This is a genomic window from Kitasatospora sp. GAS204B (assembly GCF_029892155.1).
Lineage (GTDB): Bacteria > Actinomycetota > Actinomycetes > Streptomycetales > Streptomycetaceae > Kitasatospora.
In genome coordinates this window covers 167,638-179,480 of record NZ_JARZAG010000003.1, presented here as the reverse complement: position 1 = coordinate 179,480, position 11,843 = coordinate 167,638, and the positions used below count along the sequence as shown (strand labels likewise).

The window sequence follows — 11,843 nt, the reverse complement described above, 5'->3', positions numbered from 1 at the left end:
CTGCGTGGCGCCGACCTGCAGGTTCAGCGCCACGCGGCATCAGGCGTCACGCGCCGTCATGATCCGGGTTCGTCTTGTAAAGCGGGGGTCGTCGGTTCGAACCCGACAGGGGGCTCAGGGAACGAAGCTCCACAGCGCATGGCAAGGGCCAGGTCACCCGGGGTTGTCCGGGGAGCCTGGCCCTTGATGGTTGTTCGGGCTGCGCGGGTGGTCGGTCCGGCCGTGCCACTGTCGCGCTCTGGGCGACGCCCCCCAGGTTCGTGTCCACCGCGGGCGCAGGCTGGCGACCGCCAGCGGGTAGGCAGGATCACCGCATCCAGGTCTGAGGCTGCCGAGCCACTGCGAAGAGCGCATCCACCTGCTCCTGCGCGAGCACCGGCGTCAGCCCGGACAAGCGCTGATCGACTCGCGAGCCGTCCACGAGAAGCACCACGGGCGGAAGCGCGCTCTTCGTCGTGACGGAGGCGGCGCCGACAACTGCCAACACCGGCCGGACAGGCACCAGGAACCCGCTACGAGCAGACAGGACGCGCCCGACACGTTCTGCTTCGCTCTCGCTGATCGGCAGATACCTGGTGGTTGATCGGTTCACCGTGATGGCGTGATCTCCCTGCCAGACGGACTTGCCCTTGTGGTGCTTCGTGTTGACGGTGAATACGCCGGGCGGACCGATGACCAGATGATCTATGTCCGATCCGCTCGGCAGCTGGATCGAATGCAAGACCTTCCATCCGCCTCGTCGGAGACGATTCAGTCGGCCACCCACGAGCCGCTCACCGGCCAGGCCCACGGCCCATGAGTGCGCCTCCGTGGTTTCGTTCGACAGCCACCGAGCGAACACCCGCTTCCATAAGGTGGGTTCGAGCTGAGCGATCTTCCGCCGGAGCGCGTCACCTGGCTGGTTGGAAGCGAGGTCCCCCGCTGGTGAGATCTCGATGTCATCCATGGCGGCCGGCTCCGGTGCAGCGGCAGGAGCGGGCGTGAACACCACGTCAGGCAGATGAGGGGTCAGCGCCTCGACCACAGCGGTCCGACTGCTCTCATCCGTGATCACAAGCTGATGGCTCTTCAAGTCGTACCAGCCGACGGCCTTCCCGCCCTCGGTCCGGTTCACATACAGCCGGTCCTGCCCGTGCCGTCGCCAGCGTGCAACGCCGAAGCCGTCCATCCCCACCCCCGGGAGTCGTTGATCAGCCTGCACCACCTCAGCACATCCCAGGGGGCGCGCCAAGGGCGCACCAGCGGAGCACAGGGGGCCAGGAGCCCGGAGCGGTTGGGTGAGCAGAGGCCTTCTCTGTGGGTTCAAGGCGCCGCGCACGGCGAGGCGCGGCACGAGCCCGGCCGCTCGCTCCTTGGCCGGCCACCCAGGGGCGTACCCGGGTGCATTGTGGCCCTCTGAAGGGGCCGGCGGACGGCATGATGTCTGGTGTGGCAACGAAGAAGTACACCGTGATGCTGCCGGAGGAGCCGGCGGAGGGGATCCGCGCCGAGGTGGCGCGAGAGGGACCACCTGCATGAGTTCGTCGGCTGGTGGGACGGCGAGCACGGGGGCGTCACGGATCAGCGCATCGGCGGCCGCCCACGCGCTGAGTCGAGCGTCAGTTGCGCTACTTCGCCGGTGCGGGGACGACCACGACGGCGTCGCCGACCGGGCGTTCGCCGGTGGCGTCGGGCTTGCTGACCAGGGCGTGGTCGACGTGCATGGCTGAGGAGCCGCCGCCGTCGAGGTTCATGGCCGCGAACACGCCGAGGGACTTGAGGGTTTTGGCCTCCTCGTCCAGGGTCAGGCCCTGGCTGGAGCCGGACTCGCGGCCGTCGGCCTCCAGCAGGACGAGGTGGCTCGGCTTGTCCTTGCCGATCATGGTGCGGGGGTTGCGGCGGATGCCCCAGCCGTAGAAGTAGGACGGGTCGCCGGGGTGGGCCACGCCGTCGGCGACCGGGTTGATGTCCTCGTGGCCGTTGCCGAGGAGTTGCGGGCCGCCGTTGATGACGGAGTCGTGCGGGCCGAAGGTGACCGGGTGCCGCGTTCGTCCGTCACCTTGGTGTTCAGGGTGACCGGCTGGCCGGTCTTCAGGGTGGTGGAGAGCCAGTTCGCCTCGGTGCCGATGGACTGGAGGACCGAGTCGCCGGGCGGGGCGGGTGTGTGACGGGGCCTGAACCCGGCGGGTCGGCCGGCACGTCGAACGAGGTGGCGGACCTTGAGCGACAGGAGCGGCACCGTGGTGGAAGCGATCAGTGGGCAGGCGGGCGGTACCGCGCGGTTCGAGTTGGCGGCGGTCTTCGACCTGGTGGACCCGGTGACAGGGCCGGCGTTCGCCGAGGACCACCCGGTGATCGAGGACGAGGCGGGGCTGGAGGCGCTGGTGGGGTATCTCGGTGCCGGGGTGCCGGTGCTGATGACGCCGACGCTGATGGACGACGTGGTGGACCCGTCGCGCGGGGCCGTGGTGCCGATGAACTTTCGCACCGACGGCAGCTGGATCTGGACCGACACCGTCACGTACTACCTGGAGGAGTACGGGCTGGCGCCCGAGCCGGGGCTGTTGGCGCACCTGCGTGAGCGGGGGAGCTTCGACTGGACCCCGGACCAGGAGACGGTCGAGCGGGCTGCCGCCTTCATCCTGACCCCGCCGGAGACCGCGGACGACGAGCCGGTCTGGCGGGCCGGCTGACCGTCAGGGCGGTTCCGGATCACCGCCGCACCGTGCGTTGAACCCTGAACGGCTCGTGATCCGTCGAACCGGGTGCACGCACCATGCGCAGCGGATCGTCGAAGGGGCGAGGGGGCCAACAGTGGAAAAGGATCGGCACGACAGCGCGGGCGAGGCGGTCGCACAGGCAGCGGCCGGCTACCAGTTGCCGGCCGTCGCCTGGGAGAGCGAGCCGGAGCCGGGTCAGGCCCACCCTGACAGGGCTGAGACGGCGGCCAGGGCTGGGACAGCGGCCAAGGCTGGGACGGCGGACCCGGCGCTGATGGCCGGGGCGGCGGTCGGCGCGGCGGGTCAGGCGCCCGCCGTCCCCGAGCAGGTGGCCGAGACCGCGGCCGAGTCCGAGGCGGTCGTCGAGCTCGTCCCCGCTGCCGGGGTGGAGCGGGTCGCCAAGCCGGGGCGGATCTCCCGGCCGATGATCGCCGCGGCGGCCACCGCCGGCGTGGTGCTGATGGGGCTGCCGTTGCTCCTCTCCAACCTCGGCGGGTCCGGTCCGCACCGTGGGCCGAGCGTGCCGCCCGGGCCGGCGCCGGCCGGGTTCAGCCAGCAGAACGGCGGCAACGGCTTCGTGCCGACCTTCGACTCCCACGGGAGCAGTGCCCCGGCGGCGGCCATGGTGGGCGGGTCGCCGAGCCCCTCCCCCTCCGCCGCCGCGCCCGTCGCCGCCCAGGGCAGCACCTCGGCCGCGCCCGGTCCGGTGGCCGCTGGTGCCGGTGCCGGTGCCGGTGCCGGTGCTGGTGCCGGTGCCGGTGCCGGTGCCGCTGCCCAGCGGAGCAGCGGCAACCCGGGAACCAGCACACACCCCAGCAGCGCCCAGCCCCCCGCGCAGGCCGCCCCGCCGGTTCAGCAGGCCCCCGCGCAGCCCGCCGCGCAGCCCACCACCCAGGCCGCCGCCCCGCCCGCTCCGGCGACGTACACCGGCGTGGCCGGGCCCTGGTGCTCCAACAGCGGCACCGGGTTCAACCAGTACGGCTGGTTCGACCAGGGCCAGACCGGTTGGTACAACACCAGCACCGGCGGCTGGACCGGCGACAGTTGCAGCGGCAAGTACAGCGCCGTCCCGATGTCCGGTGACGCGACGCACGATGACAGCAACTCCACGGTCTGGACGTTCAAGACCGGCGCGGTCTCCAGCGGGTCCTGCCAGGTCTCGGTCTACATCCCGAACGACGGCGACATCAAGGCGGTCGGCGGCGACCCGACCTACTACACCGTGCAGAACCAGTTCGGCCCGGGCAGCGGCACGATCGGCTCGTTCTCGATCAACCAGACCGCCAACCGGGGCCACTGGGTCGGCGCCGGGAGCTTCTCGGTGAGCAACGGGCAGCTCGCGGTCATGCTGCACACCCGTGGTCAGGACTGGTCGGGTTCGACGAAGACCTACGCCCACCACGCGGCCGACGCCGTCAAGGTCAGCTGCACCGCCTAGGTACGGAACGGCCGGGACCCGGCGGTCACCGCCAACCACCATGGACGAAGGGAACACCAGGGCATGTCGCGCCATGTGCTGACAGTGTGTGCGGAGCAGAGCGGCTCCTACCGCACGATCGGCGAGGCTCTGAAGGTGGCGCGCAGCGGCGCGGTGATCTCAGTGCGCCCCGGCCGGTACGAGGAGAGCCTGGTCATCACGAAGATGGTGACCATCACCGCCGAGGACGGCCGGGGCAGCGTCCGGGTCAGCCCCGCGAGCGGGCCGGTGGTGCAGGTGGTGGCGGATGCCGTCCAGCTGACCGGCCTGGTGCTGCAGGGGCGGGACGACGACCTGCCCGCCGTCGATGTCCCGCGCGGTCAGGCCGCGTTGCAGGACTGCGAGGTGATCGGCAACTCGTGGACGGCCGTGCTCACCCGCCAGCAGGGTTCGCTCGCGATGCGCGGCTGCCGGGTCGTCAACCCGGCCGGGGCGGGGATCGTGGAGACCTCCACCGGCACCAGCGTGATCGAGGACTGCGTGGTCGAGCACGTGGCGACCTCCGCGGTGGTGATCGGTGAGCGCGCCAACCCGGTGGTCCGCCGGGTCGTGATGCGTGACGCGCGCGGCAACGGTGTGTGCGCCAACGGCGAGGCCCGGGGCACCATCGAGGACTGCGAGATCTCCGCGACCGACAAGCCGGCGATCGCGCTGGAGGAGCAGAGCTCGACCCGGGTGCTGCGTACCGAGGTCCGGGACGTGACGCTCGGCGTCTACATCAGCTCCGGCGCCCGGGTGGTGCTGGAGGACTGCACGGTCACCGCCACCGCCGCGCACGGCATCGCGCTGGTGGCCGGCACCGACCCGGTGCTGCGCCGCTGCCGGACGGTGCGGACCAAGGGGCACGGCATCCACGTCACCGCCAAGTCCCGGGGCACCTTCGAGGACTGCGAGGTCAGCGGCGCTGAGCAGACCGGGATCTGGGTGGGCGAGTCGTCCAGTCCGGCGCTGAACCGGGTCTCGGTGCGGGACTGCGGGGCGATCGGCGTGGAGCTGGTCGGCGAGAACGCGGCGGAGTTCGACCGGCTGGAGGTCCGTGACGTCGGCGCGGAGGGCATCAGCATCCGTGAGGGCGCCAACCCGCTGATCCGCCGGGCGAGCGTCTCCGACACCCGTGGTCACGGGGTGGAGGTGCGCCAGGACGGCCGGGGCCGGCTGGAGGCGTCCGAGGTGTCCGCGACCGGCAAGGCCGGGATCCGGGTCGCCGAGGGTGCCAACACCTACATCGGCAACACCACCGTGCGGGACGCCGGGACCTCGGGCGTCAGCGTCGGCGGCACCGGCATCGCCGCGCTGCGCGACTGCGACCTCAACGACTCCCGGGAGGACGGGCTGGTCGTGGAGGACAACGGCGAGGCGAACCTCACCAGGACCCGGGCCCGGGGCAACCGCCGGCACGGGATCCTGCTCGCCCAGGGCGCCCGCGCCAGCCTGACCCAGTGCGAGGCGCTGGACAACGGCGCGGACGGCATCCGGATCGACTCCACCGACCCGGTGCGGATCATCGACTGCACGGTCACCGGCAACCGGGGCTCGGGCCTGCGGCAGAGCAAGCCCAGCTCGCGGCTGTCGATCGAGACCGTGCACAGCCGGGACAACGGCATGCCCGACGCGCACAGCACCGCCACCGCCGAGAGCGGCGGCGAGCGGGGCGCGCGGGGCGAGTTCGGCGAGTACGGCGAGTACGGCGAGTTCGGCGAGTTCGGCGAGTTCCGCGAGGGCGAGGGCGAGCCCACCGAGTCCGGCGAGCGGGCCGCGCGGGCCGCGCGAACCGAGCGGGTCGACCCGGAGGGCCCGCTGGCCGTGCTGGACGCGCTGGTCGGCCTGGGCAGGGTCAAGGAGCAGGTCAACACCCTGGTCAACCTCAACAAGGTGGCCAGGCGGCGCGAGCTGGCCGGGATGCCGGCGCTGCCGATGGGCCGTCACCTGATCTTCGCCGGACCGCCCGGCACCGGTAAGACCACGGTGGCGCGGCTCTACGGCGCGATCCTGGCGGAGCTGGGGGTGCTGCGCAGCGGGCACCTGGTCGAGGTCGCCCGGGCGGACCTGGTCGCCTCGATCATCGGCGGCACGGCGATCAAGACCACCGAGGTCTTCACCCAGGCACTCGGCGGTGTGCTCTTCCTGGACGAGGCGTACACCCTTTCACAGGGCGGCGGCGGCTCAGGACCCGACTTCGGCCGGGAGGCCATCGACACCCTGGTCAAGCTGATGGAGGACCACCGTGACGACATCGTGGTGATCGTGGCCGGCTACTCGGCGGAGATGCAGGGCTTCCTCGACTCCAACCCGGGCCTGGCCTCCCGCTTCAGCCGCACCATCGAGTTCGAGAACTACTCGGTGGCGGAGCTGACCACCATCGTGGAGCGGGCGGCCACCGGGCACGGCTACCAGCTGGCCGAGGGCGCCCGCGAGGCGCTCGCCTTCCACCTCGACAAGCTGCCCAAGGGCCCCGACTTCGGCAACGGCCGCGCGGCCCGCAAGGTCTTCGAGGAGATGGTGGACCGGCAGGCCTCCCGGCTGGCCACGCTGCCCGAGATCGGCCACGAGGACCTGGCGCTGCTGGTCCCCGAGGACGTCGGCGCGGAGGCGGCCGCCGCGATCGCCCGGCCCGCCGAGCAGGCCGAGGCGCCGAAGAGCACCGAACTGCTGGACGAGCTGCGCGCGATGATCGGCCTGCCCGCCGCCAAGGAGCAGGTCGAGGACCTGGTCAACCTGATCAAGCAGGTCAACCGGCGCAAGGAGGCCGGCCTGGCGACCGCGACGATCAGCCACCACCTGGTCTTCGCCGGGCCGCCCGGTACGGGTAAGACCACCGTGGCCCGCCTCTACGGCAAGCTGCTGGCCGAGTTGGGCGTGCTGCCCGGCGGCCAGCTGATCGAGACGGCCCGCTCCGACCTGGTCGGCCGCTACGTCGGCCACACCGCGCAGTTGACCAAGGAGGCCTTCGACAGGGCGCGCGGCGGAGTGCTCTTCATCGACGAGGCGTACACCCTCACGCCGAGGAACGGCAGCGGCAACGACTTCGGCCAGGAGGCCGTGGACACGCTGATGAAGCTGATGGAGGATCACCGCGACGAGGTCGTGGTGATCGTGGCCGGCTACCAGGACGAGATGGAGCACTTCCTCGGCTCCAACCCCGGTCTGGCCTCCCGCTTCTCCCGGCAGATCGCCTTCGAGCACTACACCGACGACGAGCTGGTCACCATCGTCGAGACGATGGCCGAGGGCGCGGGCTACAACCTCGCGAGCGAGACGGTGGCCGCGCTCGGTGGGCTCTTCGCGGCGATGCCGCGCGACCGCACCTTCGGCAACGGGCGCTCGGCGCGCCAGCTCCTGGAGAGCATGATCACCCGTCAGGCGGGCCGGCTCAGCAAGTTGGAGATCAACGACCTGGCGGAGCTCAGCCTGTTGCTGCCCGGGGACCTCCCGGCGGACCGGCTGGGGGTCGCGGGATGAGGGCGCGGCAGGCGGGCGCTGTCGCGGCCTTGTCCAGGGCACTGCTGTCGGGGTCTGTGCTGGTGGGGGCGCTGCTGCTGCCGGCGGGCGCCGCCGTCGCGGACTCGCCGTCGCCGTCGGCCTCGCCCTCGCCGTCGGCCTCGCCCTCGCCCTCGCCGACCGGATCGTCGTCCGATGCCGGCACGCTGCCGGGCCTGGCGCAGACCAACAGCGGTACCCAGCAGAACGGTTGCCAGACCGGGTCCGGTGCGAGCAGCACCCGGATCCCGTGGGCGCAGACCTTTCTGCGGGCCGACGAGGTCTGGTCGCTGACCCAGGGCAGCGGGGTGACCGTCGCGGTGGTCGGCTCCGGGGTGGACGACACGGCGGGCGTGCTCGCCGGACGCCTCACGCTCGGGCAGCGCGCGTACGGGACGACCACCTCGGGGCAGGACTGCGTCGGCCACGGCACCTTCGTGGCGGGTCTGATCGCCGCCCAGCGGCGGCCGGGCGTCGGCTTCGCCGGGATCGCCCCGCAGGCCCAGGTGCTCGCGGTGGGCGTGACCGACCAGACCGGCATCACCAACGCGGACACGCTCGCCGCCGGCATCCGCACGGCGGCCGACGGTGGTGCCCGGGTGATCGACATCGCGATGCCGGCCCAGGTGGGCAGCCCCGCGCTCTCAGGCGCAGTGCAGTACGCCCAGGGCAAGGGCGCGCTGGTCGTCGCCCCGGCCGCGCTGGACAGTGGTGGCGGCGGCAACCAGGCGGCGGCCTATCCGGCGGCCTACCCGGGCGTGCTCTCGGTCTCCGACCTGGGCCCCATCGGGACGGCCCCGCAGGGGAGTTCGAGTGCGCTCGGGCAGAGCGGGCAGAGCGGTGTCCGGGTCGACCTGATGGCGCCGGGCGACTCGGTGATGAGCACCGGGCCCGCCGGGACGGGCTACTTCACGGCCTCCGGGCCCAGCTTCGCGGCGGCCTTCGTGTCCGGTTCCGCGGCGTTGACGCTCGGCTACCGGCCGAATCTGACGGCCATTCAGCTGGCGCACCGCCTGGAGGCCACGGCCTACCATCCGGGCACGATGCTGCCCGACCCCCGGTTCGGCTACGGCACGGTGGACCCGGTCGCGGCGGTGACGGCCTTCGTCCCCGGCGAGACCGGCGCGGCCGCCTCGCCGCGACCGGCGCCGCCCGGCACGCCGATGACCATGCCGGCGGTGGTCCGCGTGGTCAGCGGCCGAGGGCAGGCGCTGATGGTCGGTGGCATCGCGTTCGCCGTGGTCGTCGTGGTGGCGGCCGTCGGGGTCATCCTGCCGCGCGGGCGGCGACGCGGCTGGCGTCCGGGACGGTACGTGGGCCCGACGGGGCAGGCCTAGCCGTGTCGGGGTCTGTTGACCAGACGGTGGATGCCGCGCGGGCAGTGGCCCTGGCGCACGCGCTGCCCAGGCTAAAGGAGTACGGGCGGCGCGCCGCAGGGGAGTTGGAGGGGCTGCTGGGGCGCGCGGCGCTGGGCGAGGCGGACCTGGCCCGGCTGCTTGCCGAGGCCGAGACGATGACCCGGCTGGTGACGACGGGCGATGCGAGCCTGGCCCAGGAGCACGCCGCGAAGCTCGCCCGGGAGGCGATCGACGCGCTGCCGGCCGGGCGGCTCTCCGCCGACCTCGCCGAGCGCGCCGTGCTCGCGGCCGGTGCGGTGGCCCGGGTGCGGCGGATCGTGCAGGAGCTCAACGGGCCGGAGCATGCGGCTCGGGTGGCCGAACTCCTCGCCACTGGCGGGGTGTTGGACGAAGTGGCGGTGCGTCGGGCGCGGAGCGCGGCGATGGCCCGGGGTGGGGCGGCGGCGCTGGACGAACGCGGGGCGGAGCTGGAGCAAGCCGTCGAGCTGATGGTTCGTCAACTCGCTGAGACAGCAGTCGATGAGGTGGCCGCCCGGGCCGGCACGCGCCGACGGCTCGCGGCGGCCCGGCGGGGGCGGGAGCGACGCGCGGCAGAGCTGACCGGGCGGCTGCTGGCCCGGGTCCGGCGGGGTCCGGCCGTCGGCGATCGGCCGACCGTGCCGACTGATCCCCAACTGCTGGACTGGCTGCGCGGGCTCACCCACCCCGCCCTGCACCTGCCGGAGTGCGAAGACGTGAAGGCGGCCTGGCTCGGCGCCGATCCGTTCGGCCTGCGCGAACTGCCCCCGCCGCCACCCTTCCTGGCCGGGTTGGACCTCGACTCACTGCCGCCCGAGCACCTCGCCCCGCTGCTGCGGCGCCTGAGCATGATCCGCCCCGCCCCGACGGCCGCCGAACTCACCCCGGCCGCACTGGACTTGGATCCAGGACCGGTCAGCGAGTCGGCCCGCACCGCCGAGCTGCGGCGCTGGGGGCAGCCGGCGGACTCGGGAGCGCCGCCACTCCCCGAGCTGACCCGGATACCGCGGGTCGTGCACGGCATCTGGCTGGGCAAGCCGATGCCCCGGACCACCGTGTTCCGGGAGAACTACGCACGGGCCGCCCGCCGTTACGCCGGCCAGGTGGACTTCGTGCTCTGGACCGACGTGCCCCGCGAGCTGTTCGACGCGGCCCGCGCCGAACCGGGCCCCGTCGAACCGTGCCCCGTCGAACCGGCCCGCGCCGAACCGGTGCCGAGGCGCGGCCGCAACGACCCGCTGGCGGCCGTCCGGTCGCTGCTCGACTGGGCCACCGGCAACGGGATCCACCTGGTGAACATCTTCGAGGTGTTCCATGCCGAGGCTCCGATGAAGCTGCGCGCTCCGTTCGTCCTGGAGATGTCCAAGCAGCTGGCCCGGGGTTACGCCTCGGCCAGTGACCACCTGCGGGTGGACATCATCGAGCGGTTGGGCGGCGCGTACGCGGACGGCGACGTCGTCCTGGTCGGCGCGGACGCGGAGTCCGAGCCCGAGGAGCGCCTGCCGGACTTCTTCGACCGGGTCGCCGGCTCGCTCCTGGGGTTCACCATGAACCCGCTGCCCGGCGAGGGTGTCTGCAACGACATCCTGGTCGCCCCGGCGCACCACCCCGCGATCGCGCTCTGGGCGGAGTGCGCCCGGCTGAACTACAGCCGGACCCAGGCGGACGTCTTCGGCGGCGTCCAGGCGATGGCCAGGCCCTACGTCGGCCACGACGACCAGGACCTGCGGCAGATCGCCCCCTGCCGGTCCGGCCGGATCCACCACGACGTCCTGCGCCTGCTCGGCCTCCAGGGGGACGACCTGCCGCCCACCGACCCCGCCCGGATCTACGGCAGCGAGGGGAGCTGGTGCCGGCCACTGCCGGCGGACGCGGCTGGGGCCGGGCCCCGACAGCCGTCCGCCGACGAGGTGACGGAGGTGCTGGCCCGGTGCCTCACGTTCCTGGAATGGCAGTTGCTGGCCAGGGAGGGGGACCTCTACCTCGCTGCGGTGGACCCGGTGATCCGTGCCCTGCCCGATCCCGACGCGGCGTGGACCGCGCTGCTCCGGGTCCTGCCGACGGCTGCCGGCCCCTGGCAGGCGGTGGCCTCGGTGACCGACGCGCGCCGGGGCGACGACGGCACCGCCGAGCGGGTCGACCTGCCCCCCGAGGCGGAACTGTTGCTGGACCGCGAAGCGTGCCCCGAACACCGTTGGATCGGTTCGCAGTTGCCCGTGCCGGAGGTCCCGGCCAGGCTGCTGGACGAGTTCGTCTCACCCGCCGTCCTGCGCGAGCCGGACGAACCGCTGCCGGCCTACCTCGATCGGCTGGCGCCGCTGACCGAGGTCGCCGTGGATCCGCTCGGCCAGGCCATCGGGCTCTGGCTCAGAACGCCGCAGACGACCGGCCTGTGGCGGCACGAGGGCCGCTTCGCCGCGGTGCCGCCCGGACACCTGCGGATCAGCCTCGGCCTGGTCCCCGGGCTGGACTGGACCGAGCAGCTGGGGGTCCGGCCGGAGGGTCTGGCGCTGCTGGTGCTCGCGGTCGGCGCGGCCGGGCGGCCGGTGGACCTCGTCGTACCCGCAGGCAGCGCGGCGGCCATCCGGGACTTCGCCCGGCGGTTGGAGCGCTACCTCGGCGTGCCCGTCCGCCTGGTCCGGGCCGGACCCGGCGCCCTTGCTCCGCCACCGAAGGTCCGCCCGCTCGTGCCGCCGGTCGGCTACCTGCCGCTGCCCACCTCGAACCAGCGGGTGCGCGCGAGCCGTTCACCGGGGTGAGACCACCAGCTACGCAGGAGGTATGGAGAATCATGGCCTGGTACCAAGGACCCTG

Annotated in this window: 8 protein-coding genes and 1 tRNA gene; 7 read left to right on the top strand and 2 right to left on the bottom strand. The window is 72.9% G+C overall.

Annotation, left to right across the window (positions count from 1 at the left end; genetic code table 11):
* Positions 1-28 precede the first annotated feature (28 nt).
* Positions 29-115, top strand: a tRNA-Thr gene (locus P3T41_RS05685).
* A 192-nt stretch (positions 116-307) separates the two neighbouring features.
* On the opposite strand, the gene P3T41_RS05680 is transcribed toward P3T41_RS05685, so the two are convergent.
* Positions 308-1,168: a nuclease-related domain-containing protein gene (locus tag P3T41_RS05680; protein ID WP_280688292.1), complete on the bottom strand. Its 861-nt coding sequence runs from the start codon at positions 1,166-1,168 to the stop codon at positions 308-310.
* Between the two features lie 439 nt (positions 1,169-1,607).
* A complete protein-coding gene (locus P3T41_RS05675) occupies positions 1,608-1,988 on the bottom strand; it encodes a phosphodiester glycosidase family protein (protein ID WP_280688689.1) in 381 nt (126 codons plus the stop codon).
* Between P3T41_RS05675 and P3T41_RS05670 the strand changes: the two genes are divergently transcribed.
* The 6 genes from P3T41_RS05670 (at position 1,953) to P3T41_RS05645 (ending at position 11,788) form a co-directional block, all read left to right on the top strand.
* Positions 1,953-2,147 carry a hypothetical protein gene (locus P3T41_RS05670; RefSeq protein ID WP_280688702.1) on the top strand — a complete coding sequence of 65 codons (195 nt, stop codon included), beginning with the start codon at positions 1,953-1,955 and terminating at the stop codon, positions 2,145-2,147. The two genes, P3T41_RS05675 and P3T41_RS05670, sit on opposite strands and share 36 nt — an antisense overlap.
* A gap of 51 nt (positions 2,148-2,198) precedes the next feature.
* The gene (locus P3T41_RS05665) at positions 2,199-2,672 is read left to right on the top strand and encodes a hypothetical protein (RefSeq protein WP_280688701.1); all 474 of its coding nucleotides are present in this window, start codon (positions 2,199-2,201) and stop codon (positions 2,670-2,672) included.
* Between the two features lie 121 nt (positions 2,673-2,793).
* Entirely contained in the window at positions 2,794-4,137 is a 1,344-nt protein-coding gene (locus P3T41_RS05660; protein ID WP_280688290.1) for a hypothetical protein, read from the top strand.
* A 63-nt stretch (positions 4,138-4,200) separates the two neighbouring features.
* The gene (locus P3T41_RS05655; RefSeq protein WP_280688288.1) at positions 4,201-7,635 is read left to right on the top strand and encodes a right-handed parallel beta-helix repeat-containing protein; all 3,435 of its coding nucleotides are present in this window, start codon (positions 4,201-4,203) and stop codon (positions 7,633-7,635) included.
* 29 nt (positions 7,636-7,664) lie between these two features.
* Positions 7,665-8,990 carry a S8 family serine peptidase gene (locus P3T41_RS05650; RefSeq protein ID WP_280688286.1) on the top strand — a complete coding sequence of 442 codons (1,326 nt, stop codon included), beginning with the start codon at positions 7,665-7,667 and terminating at the stop codon, positions 8,988-8,990.
* 2 nt (positions 8,991-8,992) lie between these two features.
* Positions 8,993-11,788 carry a hypothetical protein gene (locus P3T41_RS05645; RefSeq protein WP_280688285.1) on the top strand — a complete coding sequence of 932 codons (2,796 nt, stop codon included), beginning with the start codon at positions 8,993-8,995 and terminating at the stop codon, positions 11,786-11,788.
* Positions 11,789-11,843 lie beyond the last annotated feature (55 nt).